Origin of the sequence: Stenotrophomonas sp. STK16_22, from assembly GCF_051984505.1 — a bacterium.
GTDB lineage: Bacteria > Pseudomonadota > Gammaproteobacteria > Xanthomonadales > Xanthomonadaceae > Stenotrophomonas > Stenotrophomonas maltophilia_A.
This window is the reverse complement of sequence record NZ_CP196972.1, coordinates 2,074,698-2,089,904: the sequence shown is the minus strand read 5'-3', so window position 1 is coordinate 2,089,904 and position 15,207 is coordinate 2,074,698. Positions and strand designations below refer to the sequence as shown.

11 protein-coding genes are annotated in these 15,207 nt (G+C 66.3%); 8 read left to right on the top strand and 3 right to left on the bottom strand.

The window, feature by feature from the left end; all coding sequences use genetic code 11:
• The first annotated feature begins 636 nt into the window (after nucleotides 1–636).
• The 6 genes from ACSYAO_RS09620 (at nucleotide 637) to ACSYAO_RS09595 (ending at nucleotide 8,191) form a co-directional block, all read left to right on the top strand.
• Nucleotides 637–2,907, top strand: coding sequence for a methyl-accepting chemotaxis protein (locus ACSYAO_RS09620; protein ID WP_005409513.1), 2,271 nt, complete (start codon nucleotides 637–639; stop codon nucleotides 2,905–2,907).
• 37 nt (nucleotides 2,908–2,944) lie between these two features.
• Nucleotides 2,945–3,814, top strand: coding sequence for a CheR family methyltransferase (locus ACSYAO_RS09615; RefSeq protein WP_005409512.1), 870 nt, complete (start codon nucleotides 2,945–2,947; stop codon nucleotides 3,812–3,814).
• On the top strand, nucleotides 3,811–4,407 hold the full coding sequence (gene cheD / locus ACSYAO_RS09610) for a chemoreceptor glutamine deamidase CheD (protein ID WP_005409511.1): 597 nt from the start codon (nucleotides 3,811–3,813) through the stop codon (nucleotides 4,405–4,407). Before ACSYAO_RS09615 ends, cheD begins: the two co-directional genes overlap by 4 nt.
• Nucleotides 4,404–5,477, top strand: coding sequence for a protein-glutamate methylesterase/protein-glutamine glutaminase (locus tag ACSYAO_RS09605; protein ID WP_005409510.1), 1,074 nt, complete (start codon nucleotides 4,404–4,406; stop codon nucleotides 5,475–5,477). The genes cheD and ACSYAO_RS09605 overlap by 4 nt, the downstream gene beginning before the upstream one ends.
• A 92-nt stretch (nucleotides 5,478–5,569) precedes the next feature.
• Nucleotides 5,570–7,156, top strand: coding sequence for a hypothetical protein (locus ACSYAO_RS09600; RefSeq protein WP_005409509.1), 1,587 nt, complete (start codon nucleotides 5,570–5,572; stop codon nucleotides 7,154–7,156).
• A gap of 90 nt (nucleotides 7,157–7,246) precedes the next feature.
• Nucleotides 7,247–8,191, top strand: coding sequence for a hypothetical protein (locus ACSYAO_RS09595; RefSeq protein ID WP_076739011.1), 945 nt, complete (start codon nucleotides 7,247–7,249; stop codon nucleotides 8,189–8,191).
• Between the two features lie 91 nt (nucleotides 8,192–8,282).
• On the opposite strand, the gene acnB is transcribed toward ACSYAO_RS09595, so the two are convergent.
• Genes acnB through ACSYAO_RS09580 form a run of 3 tightly spaced genes read right to left on the bottom strand, consistent with a single transcriptional unit; the run spans nucleotide 8,283 to nucleotide 11,547 of the window.
• Nucleotides 8,283–10,874 (bottom strand): bifunctional aconitate hydratase 2/2-methylisocitrate dehydratase, encoded by a 2,592-nt coding sequence (gene acnB / locus ACSYAO_RS09590; RefSeq protein WP_076739010.1) that lies wholly within the window; start codon nucleotides 10,872–10,874, stop codon nucleotides 8,283–8,285.
• 43 nt (nucleotides 10,875–10,917) lie between these two features.
• Complete coding sequence (locus ACSYAO_RS09585; protein ID WP_005409506.1) at nucleotides 10,918–11,316, bottom strand: type II toxin-antitoxin system VapC family toxin; 399 nt, start codon at nucleotides 11,314–11,316, stop codon at nucleotides 10,918–10,920.
• Between the two features lie 6 nt (nucleotides 11,317–11,322).
• Nucleotides 11,323–11,547, bottom strand: coding sequence for an AbrB/MazE/SpoVT family DNA-binding domain-containing protein (locus tag ACSYAO_RS09580; protein WP_005409505.1), 225 nt, complete (start codon nucleotides 11,545–11,547; stop codon nucleotides 11,323–11,325).
• A gap of 192 nt (nucleotides 11,548–11,739) precedes the next feature.
• Here ACSYAO_RS09580 and bamE point away from each other — a divergent pair, with 192 nt between their 5' ends.
• Together bamE and acnA are read left to right on the top strand one after the other, a co-directional pair.
• On the top strand, nucleotides 11,740–12,111 hold the full coding sequence (gene bamE, locus ACSYAO_RS09575; RefSeq protein ID WP_005409504.1) for an outer membrane protein assembly factor BamE domain-containing protein: 372 nt from the start codon (nucleotides 11,740–11,742) through the stop codon (nucleotides 12,109–12,111).
• A 260-nt stretch (nucleotides 12,112–12,371) separates the two neighbouring features.
• Entirely contained in the window at nucleotides 12,372–15,125 is a 2,754-nt protein-coding gene (acnA, locus tag ACSYAO_RS09570) for an aconitate hydratase AcnA (RefSeq protein ID WP_099562502.1), read from the top strand.
• The last annotated feature ends 82 nt before the right edge of the window (nucleotides 15,126–15,207 follow it).

Sequence of the window (15,207 nt, the reverse complement as noted above, 5' to 3'; positions counted from 1 at the left end):
CGCGAGGGTGGGCTGCGCAGGGGCCGCTGCAAGTACGTCCATGTAAGCTCGGTCGCCGCATCCATGCGGCTCACGCCCCTGCGCAACCCACCCTCCCGGCCACGGACAGTTTCCGTGCGCGTCCACCCCGGATTGAAGAAAGAAGAGCAAAAAACAAAAGCCAGGTCACTTCCGGGGTCAGATCCGTTTTCCGCAGGAAAACGGATCTGACCCCTCTTTCCACTTGGAAACCCAACGCTCTTTCCGTCCGACACCGAAATGCCGAGAGGGCTGGGCCGGGGTGGGTAGGCAGGACCGTTGGCGCCATGGATGGCGCCATCGAGCCCCCACGAACGGATTTACGGCGCGTCCTGCCTGCCCACCCCGGCCCAGCCACTTACTGACAATCCAGCGCCGACCCACCGCTGTTGCTGTTGCTGTTGCTGTTGCTGTTGCTGATGCTGTTGCCGTTGCCGTTGCCGTTGCCTCAGAAGCCTGCCGCAGGCAGCGCCGCAGCCGCCGCTGCAAGAAAACCTGAATACGTTCGGACACCGCACCTCAATCCCCCGCCCCAGCGGCCGATAACGGGGTTGTCACGGCGTATCCCGCCGCTGACCGGCTCGGCGCCGCCCGCCCGTTTCGACTTGGTCCTGCTCGATGAATCTCCTGCATCGCTGGCAACACTACTTCAGCAATCTCTCCGTCCGGCGCAAGCTCAACCTGCTGACGCTGCTCATCGCGCTCGGCGTGATCGCGCTCTCGGTGATCGCCGCCCGCATGCAGTACCTGGACCTCACCGAGACCCGCAAGACCGCGCTGAAGACCCAGGTCGAACTCAGCTACGGCATCCTCCAGCACTACCACCGCCTGGCCGGCACCGGCGAACTCAGCGAGGACGCCGCGAAGAGCGCCGCGTTGCAGGCCCTGGAAGTGATGCGCGCCGAGAACGATACGTACTACTTCAACATCTACGACACCGGCTACCGCCTGCTGATGCACCCGTTCCGCAAGGACCTGGTCGGCAAGGACATGAAGGACTTCCGCACCGACGACGGCGTGCGCATCTATTACGACCAGGTCGAAGCGGCCAAGGCCGGCGGTGGCTTCGTCAACTATCGATGGGCCAAGCCGGGCAGCAAGGGCGAGGTCGAGAAGGTCGCCTACGCCGGCCTGTTCGCGCCGTGGAACTGGGTGGTCAGCAGCGGCGTCTACATGGACGACGTGCAGCGGCAGGCGCTGGTGTTCACCGCCATCATGGCGATCTCCGGTGGTGTGCTGGTGCTGATCGTGCTGGCCCTGAGCTGGGTCATCGGCAACCGTATCGCGCGCCCGCTGAAGCAGGCTACTGCCGTCGCCGAAGGCATCGCCAATGGCAAGCTGGACAGCCATATCGGCCCGCAGCCGCATGACGAACCCGGTCGCCTGCTGGAGGCCATGTCCGGCATGCAGCAGCAGCTGCATGCGGTCATCGGCCGCCAGCGCGAAATGGCCCGCCGTCACGATGCCGGCGAACTGAGTTATCGCATCGACGCCAGTGTCTTCCCCGGCGAGTACGGGCTGATGGTGCAGGAGACCAACACCCTGGTCGGCAGCCATGTGCAGACCCTGCATGACGTGCTGGACGTGGTACAGCAGTACGCAGTCGGCGACCTGAGCCGCGACATCGCCCGCTACCCCGGCGAAAAGGCGGCGATGACCACCACCGTCGACACCGTCAAGGCCAACCTCGGCCGCATCAATGCCGAGATCAAGCAGCTGGCCAGTGCCGCTGCCGCCGGCGACTTCAGCCAGCGCGGTGATGCGCAGCGCTTTGATCACGATTTCCGCCTGATGCTGGAAAACCTCAACGCAATGATGGCGGTCAGCGATGACAACCTCGGCAAGCTCTCGCAGTTGCTGTCGGCCATCGCCGAAGGCGACCTGACCGCACGCATGCACGGCGACTATCAGGGCGTGTTCGCACGCATGCGCGACGACGCCAACACCACCGTTACGCAGCTGACCCAGATCGTTGGCCAGATCCAGGCCAGTGCCTCCAGCATCACCCTCGCCGCTGGCGAGATCGCGTCCGGCAACAGCGACCTGTCGCGCCGTACCGAGCAGCAGGCCGCCAACCTGGAAGAGACCGCCGCCTCGATGGAGGAACTGACCTCCACCGTGCGCCAGAACGCCGAGCACGCCCGCCAGGCCAACCAGCTCGCCATCGGCGCGCACGGTGTCGCTTCGCAGGGCGGCGAGGTGGTCGGCCAGGTGGTCACCACCATGTCGGCCATCGAAGCCTCGTCGAAGAAGATCGCCGAGATCATCAGCGTCATCGACGGCATCGCGTTCCAGACCAACATCCTGGCGCTGAACGCCGCAGTGGAAGCCGCGCGTGCCGGCGAGCAGGGCCGCGGTTTCGCCGTGGTCGCCAGCGAAGTGCGTACGCTCGCCCAGCGTTCGGCTGCGGCGGCCAAGGAGATCAAGGGCCTGATCGATGATTCGGTCGGCAAGGTCGCCGAAGGCTCCAGCCTGGTGCACCAGGCCGGCAGCACCATGGGCGAGATCGTCGCCTCGGTGCAGCGCGTGACCGACATCATGGCCGAGATCTCCGCCGCCTCGCAGGAACAGTCGGCCGGCATCGAGCAGGTCAACCAGACCGTGGTGCAGATGGACGAGACCACCCAGCAGAATGCTGCACTGGTGGAAGAAGCCACCGCCGCCGCACGTGCGATGGAAGACCAGGCCGCGCAGCTGGCCGACGCCGTGGCGATCTTCCGCCTCGACAACCAGGTCTCGGCCGCGGTGAAGGCTGTCGCCGAACGCGTGGAACCGGCGCGCATCACCACCGTGGCACGTCCGCAGCCGACCAGCACGCCCACGCCGGTACGTCGCAGCAGCAACGCCAGCACCTTCGCCGCCAGCGACAGCGACTGGCAGGAATTCTGAGACCCACCCGCGGCGGCTTCGGCCGCCGCCTCTGCCGATGGACACGTCCCCCGTGCAAAGTCCTACTCCCATCGTCACCGGCCCGCGCGAGTTCGAGTTCGCCGACCGTGATTTCCGCCGCGTCTGCGACCTGATCTACCAGCGCGTGGGCATCGCCCTCGCACCGGCCAAGCGCGACATGGTCTATGGCCGCCTGTCGCGCCGCCTGCGCACGCTGGGCATGCGCAGCTTCCAGCAGTACCTGGACCATCTTGAGCAGGAAGACGGTGACGAGTGGCAGGCCTTCACCAACGCACTGACCACCAACCTGACCTCGTTCTTCCGCGAGCCGCACCACTTCGACAAGCTGCGCGAAGAGCTGCAGCAGCGTTCCAGCCGTTCGCCGCTGCTGCTGTGGTCGTGCGCGGCGTCCACCGGTGAGGAACCCTATTCGATGGCGATCACCGCCTGCGAAGCCTTCGGTACGCTGAAGCCGCCGGTGCGCATCGTCGCTACCGACGTCGATACCCAGGTACTGGCCACCGCCGGCCGCGGCGTCTACAACATTGACCGTGTCGCCAATCTCGACCCGGACCTGCGCCGCCGCTACTTCCAGCGTGGCAGCGGTCCCAACGAGGGCCAGTGCCGCGTGCTGCCGGCGCTGCGCGAGCTGATCGAGTTCCGTCCACTGAACCTGCTCGCCCCGCGCTACGACGTCGGCGGCCCGTTCGACGCGCTGTTCTGCCGCAATGTGATGATCTACTTCGACAAGCCGACCCAGCGCGCCATCCTCGGCCGCCTGGTGCAGCACCTGGCCGACGATGGCCTGCTCTACACCGGACACTCGGAGAACTACCTGCACGCCGCCGACCTGATCCAGCCCTGCGGGCGCACCCTGTACCGCCGCGCGGCAAAGGCCGGCGCATGAACGCCTCACTGCGTACCGACGACGTGATGCGCTACCAGGATGCGCGCTTCCAGACCCTTGCCGCCAAGCTGCTGCCCACCCAGTACCTGGTGGTCGATGACACCACCGCGCTGACCACCACCCTGGGTTCGTGCGTGGCCGCCTGCCTGCGCGACCCGGTGCTGAAGATCGGCGGCATGAACCACTTCCTGCTGCCGGAGGGCAACGCTGGCGACGGCGCGCCCGCGCGTTACGGCAGCTATGCGATGGAACTGCTGATCAACGACATGCTCAAGCGCGGCGCGCACCGCAAGCGCATCGAGGCCAAGGTGTTCGGCGGCGCCAACGTACTGAAGGGCTTCACCAGCAATCCGGTCGGTACCCGTAACGCCGAGTTCGTGCGCCAGTACCTGCAGGCCGAGCATATTCCGATCATCGCCGAGGACCTGTGCGGCATCCATCCGCGCAAGATCTGGTTCTTCGCCGACACCGGCCGCGTGGTGGTGCAGCGCCTGCCGCATGCCCACGAAGCCGAAGTGGCTGCCACCGAATCGGCAGTGCGTGCGCGCCTGTCCAAGGCCCCGGTCACCGGTGGCGTGGAGTTGTTCGAATGACCCTGACCGGCAACGCCCCCTGCCGGGTCCTGATCGTCGACGACTCCGCCGTCGTGCGCCAGATGCTCACGGAAATCCTGTCCAGCGATCCGGCCATCGACGTGGTCGGCACCGCTGCCGACCCGCTGCTGGCGCGCGAGAAGATCAAGCGTCTGGCCCCGGACGTGATCACGCTGGACGTGGAAATGCCACGCATGGACGGCCTCGCCTTCCTGGAAAACCTGATGCGGCTGCACCCACTGCCTGTGGTGATGATTTCCTCGTTGACCGAGCGCGGCGCCGATACCACGCTGCAGGCACTGGCACTGGGCGCCGTGGACTTCGTCTCCAAGCCCAAGCTGGACGTCGCACGCGGCCTGCAGGGCTACGCCGACGAGATCATCGCCAAGGTGAAGATGGCGGCGCGCTCGCGGGTGCGCCCGCTGGTGCGTGCTGCCGCTCCGAAACTCCTGCTGGAAGCAGCTCCTGCAATGCGCCCGGCTGCACCGCAGTTCCGCACCACCGACCGCCTGATCGCGATTGGTTCTTCGGCCGGCGGCACCGAGGCGCTGCGCGTGGTGCTGGAAGGCATGCCGGCCGATGCGCCTGCCGTGGTGATGACCCAGCACCTGCCTGCCAGCTTCAGCAGCGCCTTCGCCGAACGCCTGGACCGGCATTCCGCGATGGCCGTGCGTGAGGCCAGCGACGGCGAGGCAGTGCTGCCTGGCCATGCCTACCTGCCACCGGGCGGCAAGCACCTGCGGATCATCCGCGACGGTGCGCGCTGGCGCTGCCGCGTCGATGATGGCCCTGCGGTGAACCGTCACAAGCCCGCGGTGGACGTGCTGTTCCGTTCGGTCGCGCAGAGCGCGGGCGGCAACGCCATCGGCGCCATCCTCACCGGCATGGGTGACGATGGCGCGCGCGGCCTGCTGGAAATGCGCCAGGCCGGCGCGCCGACGCTGGTCCAGGATGAAGCCACCAGCGTGGTCTGGGGCATGCCCGGCGCTGCCTTCAAACTGGGAGCGGCCGAAGAACAGGTGCCATTGGAACGGATCGCCGAACGACTGTTGGCGCTCGCCCGCGGCTGATCGTCCGCGGCATCGCACCGCCTGATTTCCTCTTTCAGATGCCGGCCCCGGAAGGGCCGGCACGGCTGTCGTGTTTTCCAAGGAGTTTGACCATGGCCCTGCGTCTCTTCCGTTACCAACCGTCACTGCTGGCGGCCGCTCTGCTGGCTCCGCTGGCAGCTACCGCTGCCGGCGTGCCGGCACCGCCGCAGGCCACCCCGGGCCTTCCCGCCGCCCCCGTCGCGAAGGGCACCGCCTGGACCGATCGCGTCCACATCCAGAGTGGTCCGGATACCGCATCGAAGCGCCTCCACGCACCCGACGTGGCGTTGCGCATCGTCACCCCCGATGACAGCGAGTCGCTCACGCCAAAGGGCCTCGCACTGCTCTTCAGCGGCAATGAGCCGGACTACTTCCGGCGCAACACCCTGCCCGGCAGCATCGTCGAGAGCCAGGCCAGCCCCGCCACCACGCTGATGCCCAACGTAGCCAGGGCGCTGGTGGGTGGCTACTTCAGCTATGCGCCTGACGCGCTGCCCAACCAGAGCAGCACCCTGCGTTTCAGTGCAGACACCTGGGCGCTGGTGCACCAGGGCAACACGCGGAAGGATCCCCTTTACCGCCTCAACCACGTCAGCACCATCGAGCAACGCCGTGCCGATGGCACCCTGGCTGAAATCATCAGATGCAGTGACAGCGACGACCGGGCGACCCTGGGCGAGTGGCAGGCCAATGACTACGCCAGGCTCAAGATTGCCGCCCAGGTGATCACGATGAAGTGCACCGAGCAGCTCATCAAGCGAATTCCGGCGATGTACCCTCGCCCGCTTGCTGCTGAAGATCTCACGGCCTACGCAGGCGGTGCCGTGCCGCCGGCACGGGTGCGCATCTATGCCAGCCTGGGGCGGACCACCACCCTGTACACCGACGCCGCCTGCCGCGAGGACTACCGCGACAGGATCGACGTCAAGTACAACAACGCCGGTGACAAGGGCGTGCTCGGCATCCCCGCCACGGAAACCCTGCGCAGCAAGGAGAACGAGCGGTTCTCCATGCTCAGCTACCAGGAGTACGAAGTCGCCGGCGGCAAGCCGCTGATCGTCGAAGCGCGCTTCGACGCATCAAGCCGCATGTACTGCGACGGGCAGTTGTCGGGTCAGTTCGTGGCCAGGCCCGGACAGGACTACGAAGTGGAAATGGAAGTGGCCGACAAGATGTGCCGCCTGCATCTGCGCCAGGTACACGCCGATGGCAGCACGACGCCACAGGTCGCACGCAAGACCCCCAGCACCTGTGAGGGCACGCGTGCGCCGGTGCGCATTGAACCGCGGCAGGACATGCAGGTCCTGCTGTTCAGCCCAGGCCAGCTGCAGATCCAGGATGCCCGTCAGGGCAGCGCACCGGAACGGTTGACCGACGACGCGGGCAGCACCGAGGCACTGCGGAAGATGCTGCAGCAGGCCAGCAGCAATCCCGGCACACGCCTGTGCGTGGTGGTACCGGCTACCGATTACAGCAGCGCCCTTCACGATGCCGTGCGCGAACGCGTACTGGACGCACCGCAGGTATTGCCCAGCCTGTGGGAAGAGGCGGCCACGGTGAACAGTCGCCGCAGTGCCGCCGCCGATGCTCCGGTCGACATCGCCGCTGCGATCGCCCATTGCAATGCGTTCCCGATCAGGGAGTTCGCGCCGCGCTGAGCAATCGCTCCCCTACCTTCGGCCTTCGCCGGGCATCAACCACCAGAGCGCGCACAGCGCCTCATTTTCGTTTCCCCAAGGAGTACTACCGTGGCATTACGCCCAACCTGCCTCACCGCCGCGATCGCGGCCACCCTGCTGCTGGCGCCGTCGGCCTACGCCAACGACGAAGCACCCACACCCACGCCTGCCGTGGATTCCGCAGTCACCAGCGGGTCAACGCTCGATCCAGCAACGGGTGCGGCGACCGCGCCAGACGCGGCGCACGCCCCCACCGCGGCCGATCCGGGCATCGGGAATGTCACAGCCGCCGTGGCACCTCCTGTTGACTACAGCAGCCTGCAGCACATCAAGGTCACTTCCGGACTGGGTGCAGGCCCCAACGGCAATCGCGTGGGCGATCACGTGCTGCGCCTGGTGATGCGTGCCGACACCGCTGCCGTCACCGCGGCCAAGGTCGGCCTGTCTGCTCTGGCGTTCGTCACTGGCGTGGGTGACATCGGCACCAGCAACAGCTTCAGCAAGAACAACGTCCGTGGCGAGGACATCAACTCTGTGCCCAGCCCGGCCTTCGGCGCATTGCCCGGCATGATCCGCGAGCAGCTGGCACTCTATTTCGCGGCCCACCCCGGCGCCATTCCCAGCGACGAGCGCACCGTGGAAGCCAGCGCCGGCCAGTGGTCGCTGGTGTACCAGAAGCTCAGCGATGCAGAGACCCCCTACGAGCTGCGCCACGATGTAACCATCGGCTTCCCGGTGGTGCGCAAGCTGTTCCGCAGCGCCAGTGGCGGCCAGGGCGTGCACTGCCGGGACGAAGCACGGATTGCCCCGCTGCAGGAATGGCAGGCGGACGACTATGCGAAGGCCAAGGCGGCGTCGCGTGAGTTCGCCGAGGCCTGCATCGCGCGTTTCGTGGCTGAGCTGCCCCGCCTGTTCCCCGACCATGGCGCTCTGCCGCAGCCTGCGGTGGAAGCCGAGCTTCCGGCGGAAACGCCGGCCGTGACCGAGGAAGCGGCGGCCGTTACCCAGGCCTGAACCTGGGTACGCCCCCAAACGAAGAACCCCCGGCTCTCACCGGGGGTTCTTCGTTTCAACGGCGTGCCGGCCAGCGGCCGGCACTACCGCATCAGGCAGCGACCGTGTTGGCCACGTCCTGGTATTCCTCGATCTGGTCGAAGTTCATGTAGCGGTAGATCTCCGCACCATTGGCGTTGATCACGCCGATGTCCGCCATGTACTCTTCCTTGGTCGGGATGCGGCCCAGACGCGAGCAGATCGCGGCCAGTTCGGCCGAACCCAGGTACACGTTGGTGTTGCGGCCCAGGCGGTTCGGGAAGTTGCGGGTCGAGGTCGACATCGCGGTGGAGCCTTCGCGGATCTGCGCCTGGTTGCCCATGCACAGCGAGCAGCCCGGCATTTCCATGCGGGCGCCGGTGGCGCCGAAGGTGCCGTACACGCCTTCCTTGGTCAGCTCCGAGGCGTCCATCTTGGTCGGCGGGGCCACCCACAGGCGGGTCGGCAGGTCACGCTTGCCTTCCAGCAGCTTGGCAGCGGCACGGAAGTGACCGATGTTGGTCATGCACGAACCGATGAACACTTCGTCGATCTTGGCGCCAGCGACTTCGGACAGGGTCTTCACGTCGTCCGGATCGTTCGGGCAGGCCACGATCGGCTCCTGGATGTCGGCCAGGTCGATCTCGATGACGGCGGCGTACTCGGCGTCGGCATCCGGCTCCAGCAGCTGCGGGTTGGCCAGCCACGCCTCCATCTTCTCGATGCGACGCTGCAGCGAACGCGGATCCTGGTAGCCCTCGGCAATCATCCACTTCAGCAGCGTGATGTTGCTGGTCAGGTACTCGATGATCGGTTCCTTGTTCAGGCGCACCGAGCAACCGGCCGCCGAACGCTCGGCCGAGGCGTCGGACAGTTCGAACGCCTGTTCGACCTTCAGCTCCGGCAGGCCTTCGATTTCCAGGATGCGGCCGGAGAAGATGTTCTTCTTGCCAGCCTTGGCCACGGTCAGCAGGCCCGACTTGATCGCGTACAGCGGGATTGCGTTGACCAGGTCACGCAGGGTCACGCCCGGCTGCATCTTGCCCTTGAAGCGCACCAGCACCGACTCCGGCATGTCCAGCGGCATCACGCCGGTGGCCGCAGCGAAGGCGACCAGGCCCGAACCGGCCGGGAACGAAATGCCCACCGGGAAGCGGGTGTGCGAGTCACCACCGGTACCCACGGTGTCAGGCAGCAGCATGCGGTTGAGCCAGCTATGGATCACGCCGTCGCCCGGGCGCAGCGAAACGCCGCCACGGGTGGAGATGAACTCCGGCAGGGTGTGGTGGGTCTTCACGTCCACCGGCTTCGGGTAGGCGGCGGTGTGGCAGAACGACTGCATCACCAGATCGGCCGAGAAGCCCAGGCAGGCCAGGTCCTTCAGCTCGTCACGGGTCATCGGGCCGGTGGTGTCCTGAGAGCCGACCGAGGTCATCTTCGGTTCGCAGTAGGTGCCCGGGCGCATGCCCTGGCCTTCCGGCAGGCCACAGGCGCGGCCGACCATCTTCTGTGCCAGCGAGAAGCCCTTGCCGGTGTCGGCCGGCTGCACCGGCAGGCGGAACAGGTTGGTCGGGGCCAGGCCCAGCGCTTCGCGCGCCTTGCCGGTCAGGCCACGGCCGATGATCAGCGGAATGCGGCCACCGGCACGCACTTCGTCGAACAGCACTTCGGACTTGACCTGGAACTCGGCGATCACTTCACCGTTCTTCAGCGCCTTGCCTTCGTACGGACGCAGCTCGACCACATCGCCGTGCTCCATCTTCGACACGTCCAGCTCGATCGGCAGTGCGCCGGCATCTTCCATGGTGTTGTAGAAGATCGGGGCGATCTTCGAACCCAGGCAGACGCCACCGGCGCGCTTGTTCGGGATGAACGGAATGTCATCACCGGTCCACCACAGCACGCTGTTGGTGGCCGACTTGCGCGAGGAGCCGGTACCGACCACGTCGCCGACATAGGCAACCAGGTGGCCCTTGTCCTTCAGGTCGAGGATCTGCTGGATCGGGCCGCGCTTGCCGTCTTCTTCCGGGGTGAACGGCGCGTCGTCGCGCTTGTTCTTCAGCATCGCCAGGGCGTGCATCGGGATGTCCGGGCGGGTGGTCGCATCCGGTGCCGGCGACAGGTCGTCGGTGTTGGTCTCGCCAGGCACCTTGAACACGGTGACGGTCAGGCTCTGCGGCACTTCCGGGTTGCTGGTGAACCACTCGGCATCGGCCCAGCTCTGCAGCACGGCCTGGGCGTTGGCGTTGCCGGCCTTGGCCTTTTCCTGCACGTCGTGGAACGCGTCGAACACCAGCAGGGTCTTCTTCAGGCCATTGGCAGCAATGGTGCCGACGCTGGTGTCGTCCAGCAGCTGCACCAGCGGCGCAACGTTGTAACCGCCGAGCATGGTGCCCAGCAGTTCGGTGGCGCGCTCGCGGCTGATCAGCGGGTTCTGCTCGCTGCCCAGCGCGATCGCGGCCAGGTACGAGGCCTTGACCTTGGCTGCGTCATCGACGCCGGCCGGCACGCGGTGGGTCAGCAGGTCGAGCAGGAACTCGGCCTCGCCCTGCGGCGGGTTCTTCAGCAGTTCGATGACATCGGCCGTCTGCTGCGCGCTCAGCGGCAGCGGCGGGATGCCAAGCGCAGCGCGCTCGGCGACGTGGTGGCGGTAGGCTTCCAACATGACAACTCCCGGGTAATGCGTAGGTTGAAATAACAAAGTGGGCTCAGGCTTGCGGCACGATCAGCTTCAGGCCCTTGAAGTAGTCGCGGTAAAACGTGTCGTTCCAGGTGATCAGGCCGTCGCACTGCAGCAGTGCGTGGGCGCCGACCATGAATTCGTCCAGGCTGCGGCGGCTGCCGCCGCGCTGGCGATGACGGCGGTGCATCTCGCCGGCGCGCAGTGCCGACTTGGCTTCCATCGGGTTGAAATGCACGCCCATCTCTTCCAGCGCTTCGAGCACTTCGGCACCGCCGCGCAGCGATGCGCAGACTTCGGCCAACGTTGCGCCACAGACCACCACGCGGCCGCCGACCAGGCTCTGCCGCAGGATGGCTTCCACCGCATCGGCCTGCGGACCATTGCTGAGCAGCTCGACCAGAACTGGTGAATCGACGGCGATCATCACCGCTTACTCCTCGTCACGCACCGCGCGCACCGCCGCGTCGGACGATTCGAAGCCGTCCAGCGCGAACTTGCCGCGCGCCCGTGAGATGGCATCGTCAACACTCTTGCGCAGGATGATGCGGCTGCCGTCCAGCTCGACCTTCAGCAGCGTGCCCTTGGTCAGGCCGAGGGCATCACGCACCGCCTTGGGCAGGGTGATCTGTCCGCGTTCAGCGACGGTGGCTTCCATGGGGGGTACGCCTCAAAAAGTATGCATGAATTATACATACTCGCGGCATCTGGAACAAACCCGCCCAATCCGTGACCGCGATCCTGCGCTGGTCGCATCCGGGGGTTAGACTGGCTCCGCAGCGACCTGCTGCGGCCCCGGGCTGGACGCACCGCGTGCCGCCCGCACCTACCCGCCATAAAAGGATGTTCCATGCGCGCCTTGACCCTTGCCCTGATGCTGGCTGCCCCGCTGGCCCTTTCGACGACGGCAGCCCACGCCAATCCGTTCGGCGCCTACACCACCGGCGTCGAGATCACCCAACAGCAGATGGACACCCTGGAAGTCGGCAAGACCAGCCAGGACCAGGTCCGTGAGAAGTTCGGCGCACCCGGCCGCCGCGAACAGCTGGGCGACACGCAGGTCTGGTACTACGACTACGTGAAGATCAAGACCTTCGGCAAGAACATCCAGGAAGCGACCGTCCTGGAATTCAACAAGCAGGGTGTGCTGACGGCCAAGTCCAAGAGCAACGCTGTTGGCAAGACCGGCAATCCGCTGCTGGATGCCGCCAACGGCAAGTAAGTCCTGCTCGACACGCACTTCCGGACGGGGCGCCCATGGGCGTCCCGTCTGCGTTCGGGCCAGCGGGCGACGACCGCACGCGCTGACACGAAGGCTACACACACCGCTGTAACCTTGCGTTCCAAGCCAGCCGGGTCATTGCCGGGCGCTGGATCGCCGATACTGGGCAGGATCCGGGGCCGGAATGCCACCGGCGACCGCAAGCAGGCCCCTGCACGCATGGGCCAGAGCAAGCCATCCGCAAGAAGGAGTTACCCCGCATGAGCGATTCGTTCTCCACCCGCAGCCAGCTGAACGTCGGCGGCAAGACCTACGACTACTTCAGCCTGCCCACGCTGGGCCAGCGCTTCGATATCTCCCACCTGCCCTACTCGATGAAGATCCTGCTGGAGAATCTGCTCCGGCACGAGGACGGCGGCATCACCGTCGGCAAGGACCACATCGAAGCCGTGGCCCGCTGGAATCCGGCGGCCGAACCGGATACCGAGATCGCCTTCATGCCGGCGCGCGTGGTCCTGCAGGATTTCACCGGCGTGCCCTGCGTGGTCGACCTGGCCGCGATGCGCGATGCGGTGGTCAAGCTCGGCGGCTCGCCGGAGCAGATCAACCCGCAGATTCCCTCCGAACTGGTCATCGACCACTCGGTGCAGGTCGATGTGTTCGGCAAGCCGGACGCACTGGACCTCAACGGCAAGATCGAATTCCAGCGCAACCAGGAACGCTACGGCTTCCTGCGCTGGGGCCAGAAGGCCTTCGACAACTTCAAGGTGGTGCCGCCGAACACCGGCATCGTCCACCAGGTGAACCTGGAGAACCTCGCCCGCGTGGTGATGACCGCGGACAAGGATGGCAAGGCCGTGGCCTACCCCGATACCGTGTTCGGTACCGACAGCCACACCACGATGATCAACGGCATCGGCGTGCTGGGCTGGGGCGTTGGCGGCATCGAAGCGGAGGCCGCCATGCTCGGCCAGCCATCGTCGATGCTGATCCCGCAGGTGGTCGGCTTCAAGCTGACCGGCAAGCTGCCCGAGGGTGCCACCGCCACCGACCTGGTGCTGACCGTCACCCAGATGCTGCGCAAGCTGGGCGTCGTCGGCAAGTTCGTCGAGTTCTACGGTGACGGCCTGCAGCACCTGCCGCTGGCCGACCGCGCCACCATCGGCAACATGGCCCCGGAATACGGCGCCACCTGTGGCATCTTCCCGATCGACGCCGAGTCGCTGAACTACCTGCGCCTGTCCGGCCGCAGCGAAGAGCAGATCAACCTGGTCGAGGCCTACGCCAAGGCGCAGGGCCTGTGGCACGAGCCGGGCAGCCCGCACGCCCAGTACAGCACCACGCTGGAACTGGACATGGGCACGGTGAAGCCGTCGCTGGCCGGCCCGAAGCGCCCGCAGGACCGCGTGCTTCTGGAAGACGTGCAGAAGAACTACCGTGAAGCCCTGGTCGGCATGACCGCCAACCGTGACAAGCGCAGCGACGACGTCTCCTCGTTCGTCAACGAAGGCGGCGGCGCCGCGGTCGGCAACGAGCAGCTGGCCAAGGGCTTCGCCGACATCGAGATCGAAGGCCGCAAGGTCCGCCTGAAGGACGGCGCGGTGGTCATCGCTGCCATCACTTCGTGTACCAATACCTCCAACCCGGCGGTGATGATCGGCGCCGGCCTGCTGGCCCGCAATGCGGCCGCCAAGGGCCTGAACCGCCAGCCGTGGGTGAAGACCTCGCTCGGGCCGGGCTCGCGTGTCGTCACCGACTACCTGGAAAAGGCCGGTGTGCTGAAGGAGCTGGAAAAGATCGGCTTCTACGTGGTCGGCTACGGCTGCACCACCTGCATCGGCAACTCCGGCCCGCTGCCGACCGAAGTCAGCGCCGGCATCGCCACCGGCGACCTGGTGGTCACCTCGGTGCTGTCGGGCAATCGCAACTTCGAGGGCCGCGTGCACCCCGAAGTGAAGATGAACTACCTGGCCAGCCCGCCGCTGGTGGTGGCCTACGCCATCGCCGGCACCACCGACATCGACCTGACCACCCAGCCGCTGGGTACCGGCAGCGATGGCCAGCCGGTGTTCCTGCGCGACATCTGGCCGAGCAACAAGGAAATCGGCGACGTCATCGCCGCCACCATCGGGCCGGAGATGTTCAAGCAGAACTACGCCGACGTGTTCAAGGGTGATACCCGCTGGAACACCATCGCCTCGCCGGACGGCAACCTGTACGCGTGGAGCGATGCCTCCACCTACATCAAGAACCCGCCCTACTTCGATGGCATGACCATGCAGACCGGCAGCATCGACGACGTGCATGGTGCGCGCGTGATGGGCCTGTTCGGCGATTCGATCACCACCGACCACATCTCCCCGGCCGGCAACATCAAGAAGGACTCGCCCGCGGGCCGCTTCCTGCAGGAACGTGGCGTGCAGCCGGCCGACTTCAACAGCTACGGCAGCCGCCGCGGCAATGATGACGTGATGGTGCGCGGCACCTTCGCCAACATCCGCATCAAGAACCTGATGTTCGGTGGCGAGGAAGGCGGCAACACCCTGTACTACCCGGCCGGTGGCGGCCAGCCGGAAAAGCTGGCGATCTACGATGCGGCCATGAAGTACAAGGCCGACAAGGTGCCGCTGGTGGTGCTGGCCGGCAAGGAATACGGTACCGGCTCGTCGCGTGACTGGGCTGCAAAGGGCACCCTGCTGTTGGGGGTGAAGGCGGTCATCGCCGAGAGCTTCGAGCGCATCCACCGCTCCAACCTGGTCGGCATGGGCGTGCTGCCGCTGCAGTTCCGCAATGGCGAGAACGCGCAGAGCCTGGGCCTGGACGGCTCGGAAGTGATCGACATCACCGGCCTGCAGGACGGTGCCAGCAAGCGCGCCACGGTCACCGCGACCAAGGCCGACGGCACCAAGAAGAGCTTCGAGGTTTCGGTGATGCTGCTGACCCCGAAGGAAGTCGAGTACTTCCGTCATGGCGGCCTGCTGCAGTACGTGCTGCGCCAGTTGGCCAGCAAGTAACGTTCCGCTCTCGGTAGAGTCGACTGCTGGTCGACTACCCAACAAAAGGGCCGGATCCTCGCGGATCCGGCCCTTCCTGTTT

Bases quoted from the DNA above. Each gene is read 5' to 3' on its own strand.
- ACSYAO_RS09605 (WP_005409510.1), top strand. From the start codon at position 4,404: ATGACCCTGACCGGCAACGCCCCCTGCCGGGTCCTGATCGTCGACGAC.
- ACSYAO_RS09615 (WP_005409512.1), top strand. From the start codon at position 2,945: ATGGACACGTCCCCCGTGCAAAGTCCTACTCCCATCGTCACCGGCCCG.
- ACSYAO_RS09620 (WP_005409513.1), top strand. From the start codon at position 637: ATGAATCTCCTGCATCGCTGGCAACACTACTTCAGCAATCTCTCCGTC.
- bamE (WP_005409504.1), top strand. From the start codon at position 11,740: ATGCGCGCCTTGACCCTTGCCCTGATGCTGGCTGCCCCGCTGGCCCTT.
- ACSYAO_RS09580 (WP_005409505.1), bottom strand. From the start codon at position 11,547: ATGGAAGCCACCGTCGCTGAACGCGGACAGATCACCCTGCCCAAGGCG.
- cheD (WP_005409511.1), top strand. From the start codon at position 3,811: ATGAACGCCTCACTGCGTACCGACGACGTGATGCGCTACCAGGATGCG.
- ACSYAO_RS09600 (WP_005409509.1), top strand. From the start codon at position 5,570: ATGGCCCTGCGTCTCTTCCGTTACCAACCGTCACTGCTGGCGGCCGCT.
- ACSYAO_RS09585 (WP_005409506.1), bottom strand. From the start codon at position 11,316: ATGATCGCCGTCGATTCACCAGTTCTGGTCGAGCTGCTCAGCAATGGT.
- acnB (WP_076739010.1), bottom strand. From the start codon at position 10,874: ATGTTGGAAGCCTACCGCCACCACGTCGCCGAGCGCGCTGCGCTTGGC.
- acnA (WP_099562502.1), top strand. From the start codon at position 12,372: ATGAGCGATTCGTTCTCCACCCGCAGCCAGCTGAACGTCGGCGGCAAG.